At 44.7% G+C, this 18436-nt stretch carries 18 protein-coding genes; 12 read left to right on the top strand and 6 right to left on the bottom strand.

Annotated features, from left to right (window positions below):
• The 7 genes from VK541_RS12450 to VK541_RS12420 form a co-directional block, all read left to right on the top strand.
• Positions 1 to 792, top strand: a 792-nt coding sequence (locus tag VK541_RS12450; protein WP_324370527.1) for a cation:proton antiporter, incomplete at its 5' end; no start/stop codon positions are given.
• Between the two features lie 152 nt (positions 793 to 944).
• Positions 945 to 3311, top strand: a complete 2367-nt coding sequence (locus tag VK541_RS12445; RefSeq protein ID WP_324370525.1) for an ABC transporter permease — start codon at positions 945 to 947, stop codon at positions 3309 to 3311.
• A 77-nt stretch (positions 3312 to 3388) separates the two neighbouring features.
• Positions 3389 to 4213, top strand: coding sequence for a hypothetical protein (locus tag VK541_RS12440; protein WP_324370522.1), 825 nt, complete (start codon positions 3389 to 3391; stop codon positions 4211 to 4213).
• 98 nt (positions 4214 to 4311) lie between these two features.
• Complete coding sequence (locus VK541_RS12435) at positions 4312 to 4935, top strand: RNA polymerase sigma-70 factor (RefSeq protein WP_324370520.1); 624 nt, start codon at positions 4312 to 4314, stop codon at positions 4933 to 4935.
• A gap of 57 nt (positions 4936 to 4992) precedes the next feature.
• Positions 4993 to 6018, top strand: coding sequence for a FecR family protein (locus tag VK541_RS12430; RefSeq protein WP_324370518.1), 1026 nt, complete (start codon positions 4993 to 4995; stop codon positions 6016 to 6018).
• 5 nt (positions 6019 to 6023) lie between these two features.
• Positions 6024 to 7163, top strand: a complete 1140-nt coding sequence (locus VK541_RS12425; RefSeq protein ID WP_324370516.1) for a hypothetical protein — start codon at positions 6024 to 6026, stop codon at positions 7161 to 7163.
• Positions 7164 to 7220: 57 nt separating this feature from the next.
• Complete coding sequence (locus VK541_RS12420; protein ID WP_324370514.1) at positions 7221 to 8672, top strand: outer membrane beta-barrel family protein; 1452 nt, start codon at positions 7221 to 7223, stop codon at positions 8670 to 8672.
• On the opposite strand, the gene VK541_RS12415 is transcribed toward VK541_RS12420, so the two are convergent.
• The 6 genes from VK541_RS12415 to VK541_RS12390 all read right to left on the bottom strand — a co-directional run bounded on the left by VK541_RS12415 (position 8661) and on the right by VK541_RS12390 (position 12387).
• Entirely contained in the window at positions 8661 to 9734 is a 1074-nt protein-coding gene (locus tag VK541_RS12415) for a nitronate monooxygenase (RefSeq protein WP_324370511.1), read from the bottom strand. The two genes, VK541_RS12420 and VK541_RS12415, sit on opposite strands and share 12 nt — an antisense overlap.
• Positions 9718 to 10116, bottom strand: coding sequence for a nuclear transport factor 2 family protein (locus VK541_RS12410; protein WP_324370509.1), 399 nt, complete (start codon positions 10114 to 10116; stop codon positions 9718 to 9720). The genes VK541_RS12415 and VK541_RS12410 overlap by 17 nt, the downstream gene beginning before the upstream one ends.
• 17 nt (positions 10117 to 10133) lie before the next feature.
• On the bottom strand, positions 10134 to 10880 hold the full coding sequence (locus VK541_RS12405; RefSeq protein ID WP_324370507.1) for an SDR family oxidoreductase: 747 nt from the start codon (positions 10878 to 10880) through the stop codon (positions 10134 to 10136).
• Positions 10881 to 10904: 24 nt separating this feature from the next.
• Positions 10905 to 11138 (bottom strand): 4-oxalocrotonate tautomerase family protein, encoded by a 234-nt coding sequence (locus tag VK541_RS12400; protein ID WP_324370505.1) that lies wholly within the window; start codon positions 11136 to 11138, stop codon positions 10905 to 10907.
• Between the two features lie 11 nt (positions 11139 to 11149).
• The gene (locus VK541_RS12395) at positions 11150 to 11683 is read right to left on the bottom strand and encodes a YceI family protein (RefSeq protein WP_324370503.1); all 534 of its coding nucleotides are present in this window, start codon (positions 11681 to 11683) and stop codon (positions 11150 to 11152) included.
• A gap of 92 nt (positions 11684 to 11775) precedes the next feature.
• The gene (locus VK541_RS12390) at positions 11776 to 12387 is read right to left on the bottom strand and encodes a Crp/Fnr family transcriptional regulator (RefSeq protein ID WP_324370501.1); all 612 of its coding nucleotides are present in this window, start codon (positions 12385 to 12387) and stop codon (positions 11776 to 11778) included.
• 166 nt (positions 12388 to 12553) lie between these two features.
• Here VK541_RS12390 and VK541_RS12385 point away from each other — a divergent pair, with 166 nt between their 5' ends.
• From VK541_RS12385 to VK541_RS12365, 5 genes are all read left to right on the top strand, one after another.
• The gene (locus VK541_RS12385; protein WP_324370499.1) at positions 12554 to 12838 is read left to right on the top strand and encodes a hypothetical protein; all 285 of its coding nucleotides are present in this window, start codon (positions 12554 to 12556) and stop codon (positions 12836 to 12838) included.
• A 70-nt stretch (positions 12839 to 12908) separates the two neighbouring features.
• Positions 12909 to 15491, top strand: coding sequence for a phosphatidylglycerol lysyltransferase domain-containing protein (locus tag VK541_RS12380; protein WP_324370496.1), 2583 nt, complete (start codon positions 12909 to 12911; stop codon positions 15489 to 15491).
• A gap of 21 nt (positions 15492 to 15512) precedes the next feature.
• On the top strand, positions 15513 to 16904 hold the full coding sequence (locus VK541_RS12375) for an AcvB/VirJ family lysyl-phosphatidylglycerol hydrolase (RefSeq protein WP_324370494.1): 1392 nt from the start codon (positions 15513 to 15515) through the stop codon (positions 16902 to 16904).
• Positions 16897 to 17583 (top strand): 5-oxoprolinase subunit PxpB, encoded by a 687-nt coding sequence (gene pxpB, locus VK541_RS12370; RefSeq protein WP_324370492.1) that lies wholly within the window; start codon positions 16897 to 16899, stop codon positions 17581 to 17583. Before VK541_RS12375 ends, pxpB begins: the two co-directional genes overlap by 8 nt.
• On the top strand, positions 17570 to 18436 hold an 867-nt coding region (locus VK541_RS12365; RefSeq protein WP_324370490.1), incomplete at its 3' end, for a biotin-dependent carboxyltransferase family protein. The genes pxpB and VK541_RS12365, both read left to right, overlap by 14 nt.

Genomic DNA, 18436 nt, shown 5'->3' with positions numbered 1-18436 from the left:
AATGGCTTTGTGTTCATTCTGATCGGCCTGGAATTTCCGGTCATCATCAAAAACCTGGGGCCGGATGGTTTTGCGCCTGCGCTTAAGTACAGTCTGATCATTACCGCGGTATTGATCGTGGCAAGGCTCATCAGTACTTTGGGTGCTACAGTGATTACCATGTTCATGGCCAATTTTATTACTGTGGCAGACCCGAACCCGGGTTGGAAAGCACCGATCTTGTTTGGCTGGACGGGAATGCGCGGGGTGGTTTCGCTGGCTGCTGCGCTGAGTATTCCGCTGACACTGAGTTCTGGTGCGGCCTTTCCCAACCGTGATCTCATCTTGTTCATAACTTTCACGGTGATCCTGGTGACACTGGTTTTACAGGGCCTGACACTGCCGCTGGTGGTGAAATGGATCAATATGCCTGATCCGGATCTTACCATTTCTTATGAACAGCAGCGGCAGCTTATGCGGAAGAAAATATCGCACCTGTCCCTGAAGATCCTGAATGAAGATTATGCTGAGCATACGGTAAACAATGATATGGTTAAGGCAGTCAAATTGCGCTACACAGCCGATATAGAATTGCTTAAGGACTGGGAAAACGAGAATAATGGGGAGAAGGCTACCGAGTACTATAAAGATTACCGCGAGATCATGGCCCGGCTGCTCAAAGAACAGCGTGCTTTGCTCCATGATTTAAATAAAAAGGAGAATGTCAGTGATGTGCTGGTGAAGCAGCAGCTGGAACTACTGGATCTTGAGGAAGAGAAGCTGCGCCAGCATTTCGAAACGGGAAAGGAATGAGGTTGAAGAACAGCTGGTTCGCTGTCCGAAACCGTACAGCCTCTGTTCATTTCTGTACAGGGTTCAGCGGTTTTAAACGCCTGATTGCGCTATATTTACTTTTATATCGCTTGGCATAGGTCTTGAACCTTGCGTGCTAAACAAACACGGTTATGCTCAGACATCATTTGTTACTGGTCTTCAGAAACTTTAAAAGACATAAAAGTTCATTTTTCATCAATCTTATCGGACTTACTGCCGGGCTTTCGTGTGCATTGTTGATCTACCTGTGGGTGAATGATGAAACCCAGGTTGACCAGTTTCACAGCAAACGGATTTACCAGGTGATGATGAATGAGCATCTTAGTGATGTGATCAATACCAGGGACGGAACGCCGGGGCCTTTGGCTGAAGCACTGGCCAAAGAAATGCCCGAAGTAGAATTGACGGTTATAGTTTCTCCCGGTTTCTGGCTTGGAAAGAGTAAGGTCTCCGCAGGTAACAACAAGGCGATAACTGCTGCAGGTAAGTTTGCCGGCCCGGATTTTTTTAAAGTATTCTCTTATCCGCTGGTTTCGGGAGATAAGAATAGCATCCTCTCAGGACAAAAAACCATAGCCATTTCAGAGGCACTTGCGCTTAAGTTATTTCATACTACGGATGTGGCGGGGAAGCAAATGATGTGGAGCAATACAGAAATGGAAGCCGAAAACCATGCGCTAATCAGCGGGGTTTTTAAAAATATCCCTTCAAGTTCATCAGAACAGTTTGATTTCCTGGTGTCTCAGGATGTGTTGCTGAATAATTCCTCCTACAAGGCCTGGGGCAATTATGGGCCAAATACATTTGTAGTGCTGAAAAAAGGAGAGGATCCGGGACTGTTTAACAAAAAGATCAGGAAATATCTGGAAACCAAAGATGTAAAGAACTATAATTTATTCATCAGGCCTTATGCTGATGCCTATCTTTACAATAATTTCGAAAATGGTGTGCTCACTGGCGGCAGAATAGATTATGTGAACCTGTTTACAGTGATTGCCATTTTCATACTGGTCATTGCCTGTATCAATTTTATGAATCTCAGTACCGCAAGGGCTTCCAGGAGACTGAAAGAAGTAGGGGTTAAAAAGGTGATGGGTGCATCCAGAAAAATGCTGATCGTTCAGTATCTGACCGAATCACTGATGATGAGCTTCATGGCATTGTTTATTTCGCTTCTTGCTGTAGAATTGCTGCTTCCGCAGTTCAATAGCATTACAGGAAAGCAGCTTTCTCTTCATTTTGATCCTTCACTTTTGATGGCGCTTTTATCCATCACCATTCTGACAGGTGTCATTTCGGGGAGCTATCCGGCTTTATACCTATCAGGATTGAAACCTTCAACCGCGTTGAAAGGGAAGCTCATCCTGTCTGCAGGTGCCTTGTGGACCCGCCAGGGACTGGTGGTTTTTCAGTTTGCGGTGTCGGTGATTCTTATCGTAGCTGTTATGATCATTTATAAGCAAGTGGAATACATCCAGACTACAAATCAGGGTTTTAGTAAAGATAACGTCCTGTATTTTGAAACCGGGGGGAAATTCAAAAACAACGCCGATTTTGCCATTGAGCGTATCAAAAAAATACCCGGGGTATTAAGTGCTTCAAGTATAGACCGTGAATTGCTGGGAGATCTGAGTTATACAACCGGTGATTTTAGCTGGGAAGGAAGAAACCCGAAAGAGGTAATTAAATTTCAGCGGGCAGATGTCAATGCGGGTCTTATTGAAACATTGGGGATTGAAATGGCCCGGGGCAGAAGCTTTTCAAAGGAGTTCGGATCAGACACTTCAAAGATCATTGTCAATGAAGCGGGTGCCGCGGCTATGCGTATAAAAAATCCTGTGGGCAAAATATTCCGGCTTTGGGGAGTGGATATGCAGATTATCGGTGTAGTGAAGGACTTTCATTTTGAATCCTTGCACCAGCCGGTCAAACCGATGTTCATCAGGTACAAGCCCTCGTATACCAACAGGATCATGGTCAAAGTAGCGGCCGGAAAAATGAAAGAAACGCTCGATGCGCTGAGACAGTTCCATGCTGAGTTTAATCCGATGTCTGAATTTGATTATAAGTTTCTTGACCAGGATTTCCAGGCGCAATATGTTGCCGAAAACAGGGTGGCGGTATTGTCCCGCTATTTTGCCGTACTGGCTGTGGTCATTTCCTGCCTGGGACTGTTCGGGCTGGCTTCCTTTACCGCAGAGAAGCGGTTTAAAGAGATCGGCATCAGGAAGATTCTCGGTGCAACGGAACTGAACGTGATGTATATCTTATCCAGGGATTTCATCAAGCCTGTACTGCTGGCCATTTTTATAGCCCTTCCTTTGGGGTACGTATTCGGGCGGAGCTGGCTCGGGGGATATGCTTACAGTATTGACCTGAAACTTTGGTTTTTTGTGGCCGCCGGGCTTTTGACGGTGTTGATCTCCATGGTTACCGTTGTGTTTCAAGCTTATAAGGCAGCAAAGGTCAGCCCGATCCAGTCGATTAAGACGGAGTGATTCTTTTGGAAAATAAACAGAAATGATAAAAAAGAATTTTATAGATTAGAGCAGTATAGGAATTGAAAATAGTCGATATGTATAAATACTCAATTCTGTTACTACTCATATTTATAAGCGGTCTTGTCAAATCACAAAACATCTACTCCGCCCTGCAATTGAATGAGCAAAGAGATTATAAAGCCCGTAAGCCTAAAAAGATAGCGGAGTATAACACTTTTTACAACCCGACTGGCAAAACAATCAATAAGAATATTAAGACATTTGACGAATCAGGAATGCTGCTTATTGAAGAACGATTTAATGAAGCTGGTGCACTTTCCGCCAAGTTGACTTATCAAAATGATACTTTGAGGAAATTAAAACTATCAAGAACATTTGAAAGATGGAGTAGATTTGGTTACAGCACTGAAATTGCAAATTATGAATATTCAAAAAAAAATGCGCTGATCATTATTACCGACCGTGATGCAAATGGTAATTTATTGAGATTGTCAGAAATAACAGCTAATGATCGGGGTTATCCGGCGGCCTTAAAAACATTTGATAGAAATGGAGCTCAATTCGGTACGGAACTAGCAACTTATTTTTATAATAAAAATATACTAGTTACCACTGTTATCGATCTAAACGACCAGGTTTTATCAACGGATACATCAAAAATCAGTTATATAAATGCTAGCAAATTTCCATTGCAGGAGGAAGTATATAATAGTAACGGAGATTTGACATACTGGCTGAGAAAAAAAGCAGATGGTTCTGGAAATATCAAAGAAAGGGAATATACTTATGATGCATTCGGAAACTGTACAGAGCTTCGCAGCTACTCAATTACACCGAGAAGAAATGGAAAGCCTAAACGATCAATTGAAAGTGTTTTTAAGTGCGAATATACTTACTAGCCGGGACTGATATAAATTATATCTTTGGATAAGTAGTTACCCGGTTTCGGGTGTCTTAGGGTAACAGGTAATTCAAATATACAGCATCATATCCACCAATGGCTGAAGGGGCAATAGAGTTAAAAGAGTTATTTAAAGTAATCTCCCTCGGCGATAAAAAGGCTTTTGATTCGCTTTTCAATAATTATTATGTGCTGTTCATCAAATTTGCCACATCGTACCTTAAACAGGAAGAAGATGCTGATGAAGTTGTTTCGGAACTATTTGTGAGGTTGTGGCTGAAGCGGACGGAACTCGATAAAATAGTCAATCCCAAAGTGTACCTGTATGTATCGGTAAAAAATGCCTGCCTGAATTTCATCAGGAATACAAGTAAAAACAAGTTCAACGCGCTGGATGAGGGCCTGGATGCGCAGCAAGCTGCTTCCATCTGTTATTCGCCTGAAACGATTATGGAAGATAAGCAGTTGCAGGCCAAACTGGACCAGGCGGTTTCGGCTTTACCTGAACAGCGCAAGCTTATTTTTACCATGGTTAAGGTGGATGGGTTGAAATGCAGAGAGGTAGCAGAAATCCTGAATTTATCCGTACGAACGGTAGAGGGGCAGGTCTTCAAAGCGGTTAAGACATTAGCGGACGAACTGACCGGTTACCTGGGCTATAATCCCGCGACCGTTGCAAAGCACAAACTCAATGTCAATCTTTTTTATTTTTTATTTTAAAACAACGTAGGTAGTTGCGCTGCCGCTGTTGTCCTTTAAGTAATCAACATAGAAATCATGAAGAGGGATGCCTTTTTAAAACTATTGACCCGTAAGCTCAGTGCCGATCTTTCAGCTTCAGAATTGCGGGAATTTGATGATGCCGTAAATTCCAATCCGGAATTTTGGCAGATTGATGAACAATTGACTAAATATTTTGAGATTAAAAACAGCGGCTCGCATGACAATGATCGTTCAGTTCACATAGATCATAAACTTCAATCGGTTTGGAAGGCGATCGATAAACATAGGATTACAGATCAGCCTTTAAAAGTCAATTACCTTGTCAGCTACTCCAACCTGTTAAAGATTGCTGCTGTCATTTTTATTTTACTGACCGGCGGACTTGTATTCTTTAACTATCACAAAGAGGAACCACTGGAAAATACCACGCTGGTCAATTCGGGGAATCATAAAATATTTATGACGCTTGAAGACGGGACCAAAGTCTGGCTAAACAAACAATCATCCGTTACTTATAATGAAGATTTCGGTAAGGTCAGCCGGAAGCTCTCGCTGAAAGGTGAGGCTTTCTTTGACGTGATTAAGAACCCGGATGTGCCCTTATCGATTGATGCGGGCCGCATTAAAATTAGTGTTAAGGGTACAGCATTTAATGTGAAGGCCCATGGACAGGCAAAAAATATCGAGGTGGCACTGATCAGAGGACTGGTTGAGCTCACTGATTATCAGAATAAAACTAAAAGTATACTGCTCAAACCAAATGAGAAGTTCGTTTTTTTACCGGGAAACGGCCCGGGTCATGAGCAATACCAGGTCCTGAAAATGAATGCGGAACTGGAAAATGCCGATATCAAATGGAGACTTGACTCTTTGGTGTTTAAAAAAGAAAAACTAAAGGACCTGGCCCAGCACCTGGAAATCAGATATAAAGTAAAGATCGAAATCCAAAATGAACAATTGAAGAATAAACGGTTCAGCGGATCATTCACATCTGAACCACTCAAAGATGCGCTTGAAGCATTAAAGCTTTCCTATCCACTGGATTATCAGATCACCGATCAAAAAGTCATTATAAAATAGGCCAGATGAACTGCAGATTATTAACCTCTATTTTTCTGGCAATGTTTGTGTCGTTATTTGTAAGGGCACAAAGTAAACGCATTTCAATCAGTGGACAGGCACAGCCTATTAAAAAAGTACTGCAACGGATCCAGGATGCCAGCGGATATAGTATTGTTTACAGCGATGATGTAGTCGCTGATTCTATATACGTGAGTATTGATGCGAAACAAAAATCAGTTGCTGAAATATTGAACGAAATACTTCCGGATAAAAAACTCTTTTATAAAATGATCTCTGAAAACCTGATCGTTATCGGTGGCAGGACTTCAAATACAACGGATCGAAAAAGCGCAGGTTCCGTTTCAGTCCCGGGCCGTTTGACGGATCGGTCAAACAAGCCGGTATCATTTGCATCAATCGGACTGTTAAAAGACAAGACTTACCTAAGCGGAAGCACAAGTGATGAAAATGGCTATTTTCAAATCAGTTATGCGTTCGAAAACAATGTTCAATATGAACTCAGGGCCTCTTCTTTGGGTTATGAGGATCTGAGTGTCCGGTTTATCTATCCGGATACCGGCGCAGTAAGGCACCTCGTTCTGAAACAGGAAGAACGTACACTCGCCACAGTAAATGTCACTGCCACACGCCCGGTAATAGAGCGTAAGGCAGATCGGTTCATTGTAAATGTAGAGGGGAGTCCGCTTGCCAATGGATTTAACGGGCTGGAGGTTTTACAGAAATCGCCGGGCGTATGGGTAGGCAATGACGGTTCGATCACTTTAAAGGGAAACCAGTCGGTAATGGTGATGATCAATGATGTGGTGCAGCGCATGTCGTCGGGTGACCTGGCGGAATTTCTTCGCAATATCCGGTCTGAGGACATCAGTAAGATCGAGATCATCTCCAATCCACCTTCGGAGTTTGAAGCTGCGGGGTCGGGAGGGATCATCCATATTGTACTGAAGAAATCCAGACAGGATGGTCTGATCGGTTCTGTATCGGCGCAATATCGGCAGCAGGAAAAACAACCTGCTTACAGCAGCAATATGTCGCTCAATTACAAGTACAAAAACCTTTATCTTTTTGGAAGCCTTTCATTGGGTAAGGAAAGGAGCGATTATATAGCCACTAATGACATTACGTATCCGGACCAGAGCTAATATTCAAGCTATACCACAAGGTTCAATGACAATTCCAGGGAGTTTTACCGCCTTGGTGTGGCTTATGACCTGTCGAAAAACCAGTCGCTGACTTTGCAGACCATACAGACTGCCGGGGAACTGAACCAGTATTTTGATACAGACATCGATTTTACCAGGAGCAGCCAGCCCTTAACGGGATCTGCCAGATCGGAGTGGTTCAGGAAGCCGGAGCAGGGCAGCACGACTTTGAATTATGCCCTTAAGCTGGACAGCATTGGTTCTGGTTTAAAGTTCATTGGTGATTACGTGCGGAGCACAAAAACTGAGCTCAATGATTTTCATTCCCGGTATACGGTCTCTGAAAAGAATTCAACCTTTCGCAACAACACCCCAAATACCACCAACCTGTACAGCATGCAGACCGATTTTACAAAAGTGTTTCCACGTGATCTGGAATTTAAAGCAGGGCTAAAATTTGTTTCTACTGAACGGGACAACGAAGTATTGAACGAGGATTTGATCGGGACGGAATGGGTGGTCAATACTGGTCTAAGCAATCGCTTTATCTATTCAGAATACCTTTCTATGGCTTATGCATCGATCAATAAGACGAAGGGCAAAACCAATGTCAAATTGGGATTGAGGGCGGAACAGACGCGTATGAATGGTAAATCCATTACTTCCGGAGACCGGTTCAGCAGAAACTATCTTGGCTTTTTCCCCTCACTTTTTATCACACGGCAGCTGGATGAGGAGAAGAAGAACTCCCTTTATTTCAGTTATTCCCGCAGGCTGCAGCGCCCCTCTTTTGCAGACCTGAACCCATACAGGCTGCAGTTTGATAACTATCTGACACAGCTTGGAAATCCGGACCTGCTGCCCGAATATACACATAAAGCAGAGTTGGGAAGCCTCTTCTGGAAAGGCTTTTCCGCAGAAATCTACTATGCCCTCACTACTGATAAAATTGCCCAGCTGGCAAGTCCTGTTTCGGATAACATCATTGAATACCAGACGCGGAACTTCAGTAACAGCTATGAGTATGGGTTTTCACTGGACGCACCAGTTAAGGTCAGTGCCTGGTGGGCCACGCGCAACGGGCTGGCTTTGTATAATCTTGCGTACCGGCTGGACACCTTCAGGATCAGGCAGACCAGTTTGTATTTAAGGTCTAGCCACGATTTCAGTTTTAAAAAGCTTTTTGACATAGATCTTTCTCTGGACTATACTTCACCCTATGTAGGTGCCAATACCCATCACGCACACCGTTTTGTAACGGACATCGGCTTGTCTAAAAGACTGCTCAGCAAAAGCCTTCAGCTGCGTTTCTATGCCAGTGATGTGTTTAATACATTCAGGGAAAAAAACTATACCACCTATAACGGCACCCGTATCGATTTTTATCAAAAAAGACCGACACGTTCCTTCAGCTTGTCAGTCAGCTATAGCTTTAGTTCCGGTAAGCAGTTCAGCAACAAGAAGATCGAGCAAAGTAATGAAGAGGAGAAACGCAGGTTAGGAAACTAAATGTGTTCCAGTTTCTGCGATAAGGGCTGCCATCAGCTCCGCCGCTTTGGTGTATTTCAGGCTGACCGCGTTTTGGCCCGACCAGAAGTTGATCATATCGGTCTTGCCCTGTTCTATTGCTGCGGCTCTTAGTGGTCCCATTAACCTGGTTTGCAATGGGAACGGGAGTACTTCAGTTTCATAGCTGACTTCTTCAGAGATCCTGTTGCGGATCAACCTGCCCAAACGGCCGGTTAATGATTTGGACAGCACCGTGTATTTGCTTTCATCAGAAAATAGTTTGGTTTTGTGCAAAACGGTCGCGTTCGACTCATCGGTGGCCAAAAAAGCAGTTCCCAGTTGAACGGCATCGGCCCCTAAAGTCAGTGCTGCCGCGATCCCCCTGCCATCTGCTATACCGCCTGCGGCAATAACAGGTGTTTTTATTTTTGATTTTAGCTGCTGCACCAGTGCAAATGTTCCGGTCAGGGAGTCGTGTGCCGGACGAAGAAAAGAAGGCCGGTGCCCACCTGCTTCAAAGCCTGCGGCCACAATGGCGTCCACTTGTGCTTCTTCTAATGCCAATGCTTCGTCGGGTGTGGTGGCTGCGCCAACGGTCCTGATGCCAAGCTTGCGGCTCTCTGCAAGGATCTCTTTGGATGGTATGCCAAATATAAAACTGAATACTGCGGGACGGATCTCAAAGAGCACCTCCACCTGTTTTTCAAATTTGGAGGGTATATTGGGGTCGAGGTCGGGCAGAGGGATACCCAGTTCATCAAAATATGGCTTAAATCGTGTTTTTACTTTTTCAAGTTCTTCTGCAGGATAGTCTTTCAGCCGCTCATCCACATCATTGACCCAGAGGTTGATGTTGTAGGGCTTGTCCGTTTTTGCCTTTACGGCCTTACCGGCCTCAAGGATTTCTTCCGGACTCAGGGTATAAGCCCCGAAACTGCCCAGTCCGCCGGCATTGGATACCGCTGCCACAAGTTCGGGGGTAGAAAACCCGCCGCCCATAGGGCCAAGCAGTATCGGGTAGCTGATACCCAAAAGTTCAGTGATCTTAGTCTGGTTCCACATGGCTTCCTGTATTTACATGAGTTAACAATTTATTGACGATGATCCATTTTTCACCGGTCTTATTCAAAGATAGGAGATCGTAATAATTGTATTCAAACATTTGGAGGTGTGTTTTTGCAACTGCTATTGAATTGATGATCTCTATGGACACGATCTCCATCCGGAACGGTTCATTTAACTCCTGCGGGCTTTTACGATTTTTGACGCCATCAAGGTATTGCGCCACTGTCTTGAAGTAAGGAACGCCCTTCACATCACCCGCAACTAAGGCCTGAGGGTGGAAAATGCTGCCGAGCAGCGCTGTATTTCCACTAAAGACCCCTTCGAAATAATTTGACAGGACGGCTGCTACAGCCGCTGCATTGTCTTTATAATTGTTCATTGTCTCTTTTATTATATTTATCCAATATGGTGGCCGGATACATGTCCTCCATCCAGGTTGATGATCTCTCCGGTTACAAAATTGCTTTTCGCCAGGTAAAGTGCCAGTTCGGCAACATCCTGCGTTTCACCGATACGGTCCAGCAGGTGCAGGCCGGCAAGGCTATCGGCATCGCTAATGCCGCTTTTCTCTTGCAGCGGACTCCTGATGATACCCGGGGCAATACCGTTCACACGGATGTTGTTTTTACCGAATTCGGCAGCAAGCTGTCTGGTCAATGCGTGAACACCTCCTTTGCTGGCAATAGGTGCAGTAGCCGGGAAGCCACCAATCGCATGGTCGACCAATACTGTACCAATATTGATGATCGCGCCTTGTTCCTGTTTGAGCATTTGTCTTATAGCTGCCTGACTGGTAAAATAGGTGCCTTTCAGATTGATGCTTAAGAAACGGTCAAGGTAGGCCTCATCAACTTCCAGAAAAGATTTTGCTTCGAAGATACCAGCATTGTTTACCAGGACATCTACCGCGCCGAAACGTTCAACTGCAGTATCTGCAAGCAATTGACCCGTAGCCGGGTTGCTGATGTCGCCAGCAACCATGGCCAGTCTTTCCGGATGGCCCAGTTCCTCAAATGTGGTATTGAGATTGTCTGCATTGACAGAATTAATAGCTACGTTATAGCCGTTTTGTAAAAATAAACCGGCGATGGCCTTGCCAATGCCTGTTGATGCACCGGTTACTATAATGGTTTGTGTTTTCATGATCTTATTTTAATGGTTTAGTTTTTATTGGGTCAATTGTATTGGTTTATTGGCGGTGATGCCTTTTTCTCTGAGTACGGAAACTTGTTCGCCTGCATAGCCCCAGTCGTCCAGTTCTATCTCCCGGATCACTACATGGGTCAGTTTAGGGTCTTTATCGAGTACTTCAGTAATTATCCTGGTCACACCGGCAATCAGTTCCTGTTTTTGTTCGCGGCTAATCCCCTCACGGGTTACTTCTATTTTTACGTATGGCATGATCTCAAAAATTAATTGGTGGCTACAGCGGTTAATTTTACATCGAGCTCAAATTCATTGTAAATGAGTGTGTCGCCCAGATTGAGAAAGAAATTTCCTGAACGGAATTTCATGTCATAGCGGGTACGGTCGACAAGGATTTTTCCTGATGCGGTGATACTTTCTTTGGTGATATTCACATCTGCCGGAAAACTTACGGGATGCGTAATTCCTTTAATGGTCAGGTTTCCGGTGATCTGGCTGCTGTCGCCTGTTTCTGCTACACCGGTGATCTCAAATTTCGCTTCAGGGAACCTGTCTGTGGCAAAAAAATCTTCGGAGAACAGGTGGCCTGAAAACTGGGTATTGGTGGCAGGGTCGGTGATGTCCAGTATTTTAATGGAGGTAGTATCTATACTGAAACTACCGGCTTTAAGTTTTCCATCATTCACCTCGAGTGATCCTGCTTTGATGTCGATGGTTCCGTTGTGTGCGCCGGTTACTTTTCTACCGGTCCAGCTGATGTCGCTTTCTGTGCTTACGACTTTAAAATTTTGTGTTTCCATTATCTGAGGTGCCAATCATTAGTGATATGACGGGACAAAGAACGGCAGGAAATTTCGGGTAGCTACGTGATGTAGATCACATTTTGGAAGGGCTATTTGTGGGAATTGTATAGCCTGCTTAATGTTTCTCTGGAAACGCCCAGATATGCGGCAATAAGGTGTTTTGGAACCAGGTTATAAAGCTGGGGGTACAGGTTGAGCAGTTCTTCATACCTGGCTTTAGTGTCATTATTCATGAATGATAACAAGCGTTTTTGAGAAGCGAGGTATCCTCTGTTGGTCCTCCAGCGAAAGAAATGCCCGGCCTGATGGATCTCGGTGCAGATCTTCTCCCGGTCAGCATTGGAAATGGAAAGCACTTCTGCATCGGTAATGCAGTCCACCCGGATATTAGCACGGGTTTGGTTATATAGGGCGCCATAATCTGATGTCCACCAGGTTGGCATGGCAAATTGAAGGATATACATTTTAATCTCATCGTTGATGTAAAATGCTTTTAAACAGCCGGAGATCACAAAATATTCATGGTCGACCTGGTCTCCTTCGTCGATGATGACCTGGCCTTTTTTAAAAGACATTGGCTTGAAGTGCGAAAACAAGTGATCGAATTCCTGGTCTGTCAGGAGAGCTGTTTTAGCGATATGCTGTCTCAATATTTCTTTGGCTTCCATTTGTCCGTTTGTGTGGTTCGCTGAGCTAACCATATTGCTTCGAAATTATTCATTTTTCCTGATATATCAGGTTGGCTTTGAGAATCCGCAGTCTTTCAATAGGATCTTTAAAAAGAAACTAGCCATCATCCTTAGCGTTAAACAGTATTTTATTTAAGGCCGGAAAAATATTATTTTTGGGTAATAAGACCGTACTGAATTGAATATACCGGATTTTAAGAAAACAATAGTAAAAGACGAAATCCCTGCCGGATTGCCATTGCATGTCCAGGCATTGTGGCATGACGGAAAAGGAAACTGGGCAGAGGCCCATTCGCTCATCGATCATCTTGACGACAGGCAGGCGGCCCATGTGCATGCTTACCTACACAGGAAAGAGGGTGATCTCTGGAATGCCGATTACTGGTATCGCAGGGCAGGAAAACAAAGACCTGACAGTACTCTTGGCGCGGAATGGGAAGCGCTACTTTCCTTATACCTCTGAGCATCCCTCATTCTTCATCTGATCTACAGAATTTATTGTGTAATTTGTAGAAAAATGCAGAATACCACGTATGAAGTCATTCAGATTCATTCCGCCCTTCTTCCGTGAGCATGGAAAGATAATAGGCAGTTTTATATTTACCCTTTTCTTTATTGCGCTGTCGGTCTGGTTCATTAAACATGAGCAGGGGGAGCTGCACAAGGTCAGGCAATTAATGGTCAGAGCGGACTGGCTCTGGATCTCACTGGGAATTGCGCTCAGTGTAGCCTATGTTTTTATTCATGGGATGATGTACCGGGCTTCCTTTGCAGCTGTAGGCAGTGAGATTTCTGTAGGTGATGGTGCCCTGCTGTATCTGAAAAGGAATTTTGTGAGTGTTTTTTTACCTGCGGGCGGTGTCTCCTCCCTGGCTTTCTTCAGCGGGGACATTGAGAAAAAGGGTGTGCCCCAGTCGCAGATCAATTTTGCTTCCTCTATCTATGGTTTTGTAGGTATACTGTCTGTTGTGGTGATCGCCATTCCGGTATTCATTTACGCCATTTTTGAGGGGAGTATCGGGTACGGGGAATGGTTTGGGCTGATCACTGTATTCGCACTTATTGCCGGAATATATCTGCTGTACAGATCGGTGATCAAAAGCGGGCCGGTGTATCAATTCATCGTGAAGTATATTCCTGTTATCGAGGTTTATGCAGCTGATTTCAGGAGCAACACGATTGAACGAAATAGTTTTTTAAAGACACTGGGGTATAGTGTGCTGATAGAGGTTGTCGGGGTGCTGCACATTTACATCGCCATGCTGGCATTGAACATCAATCCATCTATTGTTTATGCCCTTATCGGCTACATCATTGGTGTGGTATTCCTGATCATATCGCCTTTTCTGCGTGGATTGGGCGCAGTAGAGGCTTCTATGACCTTTATGCTGATCCGGCTTGGGTACAGCGGTGCGGCGGCGGTGTCTATCACTTTTGTATACAGGTTCATGGAATTCTGGATTCCGATGCTTTTTGGTGCGCTTAGCTTTTTACTAAAGATCAATAAACTGCTGATGCGGGTGCTGCCCGCACTGCTGCTGCTGGTGATGGGGATAGTCAACCTGATTTCAGTACTGACGCCTGCCATTCACGAACGGCTGACATTTCTTAAAGATTTCCTTCCCATTGAGGCGATCAGGGCATCCAATTATTTCGTATTTCTGGCAGGCCTGTTCCTGCTGGTCACAGCGGCGTTCATGCTCAAGGGGCTGCGTACGGCCTGGTATTTTGCATTGGGTCTGTGTACACTTTCTCTTATCGGGCACATGACCAAGGCCATAGATTATGAAGAGGCGAGTTTTGCGGTGCTGGTGATCATTATCCTGTTTGTGTCCAGAAAGGAGTATTACATCAAAGCCAATCCAAGGATGCGTTCTGTAGGGATTCAGACCACGTTGCTGAGCGTAGCTGCAGTGATACTTTATGGTACTATTGGTTTTTATTTTCTAGATAAGAAGCATTTTGACATAGATTTCAGCTGGCTGCAGTCCATCAGGTATACGCTGGAAAATTTCATTCTGATCAGCAATGATGACCTGGTTCCCAATGACAGGTTTGCGCGTAATTTCCTTTTGTCGATTAACATCAGTGGTTTTCTTTCCATCGCTTTTTTGGTATATACACTGATCAGTCCTTATATCACGAAACTTGTGCCGGAAGATGATGATCTGGAATGGGCTAAGGATCAGCTCAAAAAGTACGGAAATTCTGCGCTGGATTATTTCAAGACCTATGGTGATAAGCTAATTTACAGAGACGGCGACGGTTTTCTGTCTTACCGCATTTCCGGGAATTTTGCTGCAGTACTGGAATGTCCGGTTGCCAGTCCGCAGGAAAGGATGCGGCTCATCGGCTCATTTGATCAGTATTGTTTCGACAATGGGCTAAAGAGCCTCTATTATAGGGTTCCTGAAGAATCTCTTCCTGATTTTGCGGCACTGAACAAGAAGAAACTATTTCTGGGCCAGGAGGGAGTAGTAGACCTTGTTACATTTAACCTGGCCGGGGGCAACCGTAAATCTATCCGCAATGCGATCAAGAAGGTTTCGGACAGCGGGTTTACCAGCAAGGTATACCTGGCACCGGTAAAAGACGGGTTGCTGCAAAAGTTGAAATCTGTTTCTGATGAGTGGCTGGAAGATACAGAGAGGGAGGAGATCGTGTTCTCGCAGGGAATGTTTGACTGGAACGAACTTAAGGGGCAAGCGATCATTACCGTAGAAAATCAGGAAGAGAAGATCGTTGCTTTTTTGAATATCGTACCGGATTATGCAGACGGGGAGGCGACTTATGACCTGATCCGAAAAACAGCGGATGCTCCTAATGGTGTCATTGATTATATCATGATTGCACTGTTTGAGCATTTGCAGGCTGAGAGATTTAAATCAGTGAATATTGGGTTCGCACCTATGTCTGGCATCGGTACAGCTCAGAATCTGCCGGAGCGTTCGATGAAATTTGCTTATGAAAAGATCAAGGCTTTTTCCAGGTATAAGGGGCTAAGGGATGCCAAGGATAAGTTTTCACCGGTATGGCACAATAAGTACCTGATCTACAATCAGGATTATGATCTCCTGCAGGTGCCTGCTGTATTGAATAATGTAATTAAACCTTAGTGATGATTTAGAGCCGGACTTATGAAGGGAATCTGTTTGTTTTTTTTACTAACGGGACTGTGGCTGACCTCAAATGCATCTGCACAAATTGATACCAGTTCTGTTACCTATGGAAAATTTGGTAAGGTCATGGTCTATATGCCAAAAGGCACGCCGACATCGGTAACCCTGTTTGTATCAGGAGATGGTGGCTGGAATGGGATCGTTACTAAAATGGCGACGACACTTGTGGCAAAGGGTGCTATGGTACTGGGCATTGATGCCAGGCATTACGGTTATTACTTGTCTAAAAGGACATCTGACTGTTTGTATCCTGCAGCTGATTTTGAGGAGCTAAGTCTGTCCGTACAAAAGAAATATAAGTTTAGTAATTATTACAAGCCTGTACTGCTGGGCTATTCTTATGGCGCGGTTTTGATCTACGGAATACTGGCCCAGGCTCCGGCAAATACGTTCAAGGGTGCGGTTGCGCTGGGTTTTTCACCTGACATTAATCTGAAGAGACCTTTGTGCAAAGGTAATGGACTGACACAGCACGTATTGAAACCTGGTGTTTCCTTTTACCTGGAAAGATCTGAAAACCTCAGTGCACCATTTATTGCCCTGAATGGGTTGAAAGACCTGACCTGTCCTTTTGAGGCCACTGCGAGTTTTATGAAGGATATGCCTAATGCCGAACTGGTGCCTTTGAAAGTCGGTCATGGATTTTCTGCCGTAGATAATTGGCAGCTGCCACTGGCAAATGCCTACCAGAAGGTAAGTGACGCAACAGCATATGTCAATGTTAAAATGGTCAATAACCTGCCTTTGAATATAGTGCCATCGGCCAAAAAAAATAAACTGCCCCTGGTTTTTATGATTTCCGGTGACGGTGGCTGGACCAGCTTTGATCAGTCTCTGGCTGAAGTGTTTGCCTCGAATGGCTTGTCTGTGGTAGGACTGGATGCGCAGAAGTATTTCTGGAAGGAAAAAACGCCTAACGGTACTGCTGAAGATATCGCTAAAGCTATCATGCAGTACAGGGACCAAATGGATAAGGATGGTTTTATACTGGCAGGATACTCGTTCGGGGCTTCTGTGGTGCCCTTTGTAGCGAGCAGGTTGCCTGCGGCTTTGCAAAGTCATTTGAAAGCTGTTGTCGCTCTTTCTCCCGATGAATCTGCTGATTTTGAGATACACATTGCTGACATGCTGAATATAAGCAGCGAAAATCATAAATACGATGTGATCGCTGAGTTTAAAAAATTAAAAATTGTACCTTACCTGTGCTGTTTCGGCTCGGCCGAAGGTGAAGAGATCAGACAGAAATTTAATAATAATGGAATAAAGACTGTTGCCTTGCCAGGTAATCATCATTTTAATAATGATTATTCAGGCATTGTCAGGGCAACATTAAACATCATAAATGAATAAAATATATCCCCTGGGAGATTCGGCAATCGTGCTGGAGTTTGGACAGGAAATCAGTGAGGACATTCACAGATCAATACATGCGGTATGTCTGTTTCTGGATGAATATTCATTTGAAGGCTTTGTTGAATATGTGCCGGCATTCACTACCATAACTGTTTTTTACGATCCGCTTGTTTCTGATTATGAGTTGACAGCGTCCCTTATGCAGGAAATGCTGGATGAGATCGCAGAAATGGAACAGGAAGAAGATGCTGCGGTGACCGTTGAAATTCCGGTTTTGTACGGAGGGTCTGATCTGTCATTTGTGGCCGCACATAGTGGCTTCACCGAAGAAGAGGTGATCGCCCTGCACACTTCCGCTGAATACCTGGTATATATGATCGGATTTGCGCCCGGTTTCCCGTATTTGGGCGGACTGAACGAAAAGATAGCAGCGCCGAGAAAGGAAACACCAAGCAGCAGTGTTCCTGCCGGATCTGTTGGTATAGGCGGTCATCAGACTGGAATTTATCCTATTGAAACGCCGGGAGGCTGGCAGATTATCGGGCAGACCCCATTGATTTTATTTGATGCAGAACGGGAGCAACCCTCATTGCTCAGGGCAGGAAACAGGGTTCGTTTTGTTGCGATCGATGCGCTGGAGTTTCAAATGCTGAAAGGGGAAGATGATGGGTATTAAGATCATTAAGGCAGGTTTGCAGACAACGGTACAGGACCTTGGCAGGACAGGGTACAGGAGAGATGGCATCATTGTAAGCGGAGCTATGGATACCCTTGCCCTGCAGATCGGAAATTTATTACTTGGGAATGAACCAGGGACAGCAGGACTGGAATGCACATTGATGGGGCCTAAAATAATCTTTGAAACGCCTCAGCTGGTGGCATTGACAGGAGGAGACCTGAGCCCCCAGATAGATGGCGTGGCTGTAAAAATGTGGAGGCCCCTGTATATGGAAAAAGGCTCAGTACTGAGTTTCGGTGCCACGGTAAAGGGCTGCAGGACTTACCTTACAGTTTTTGGAGGCTTTAAACTGCATGCTGTATTGGGTAGTTATTCTACCTATTTAAAAGCCGGTTTTGGAGGTCATAAAGGAAGGGCACTGAAGAATGAAGACACTTTGTCTTTCAATAAGGTATATAAAGGCGCTAAAAAGATATTCAACTGGTCGCTCGATCTGAAACTTTACCCCGATCCCGGTGAAGCGCTGATCAGGGTATTGAAAGGGCCTGAATACGATCTGTTTACCCCGGAAAGTTTGGCTCTGATGCTGGAAAAAGAATACCTGATCACTAATGAAGCAGACAGAATGGGGTATAGGCTGCAGGGCCCTCCTATACAGATAATGGAAGCTAAAGAAATGCTTTCTTCAGCTGTTTGTTTTGGAACCGTACAGGTAACCACGAGTGGTGCGGCGATCATTTTAATGGCGGACCACCAGACAACGGGTGGCTATCCCCGTGTCTTACAGGTGATCACGGCTGATCTTACCAGGCTGGCGCAGATGAAAAGCGGGCAGCAGGTCCGGTTCAAG

It is taken from the genome of Pedobacter sp. (assembly GCF_035317785.1).
GTDB lineage: Bacteria > Bacteroidota > Bacteroidia > Sphingobacteriales > Sphingobacteriaceae > Pedobacter.
This window is presented reverse-complemented; position numbering and strand designations above follow the sequence as displayed.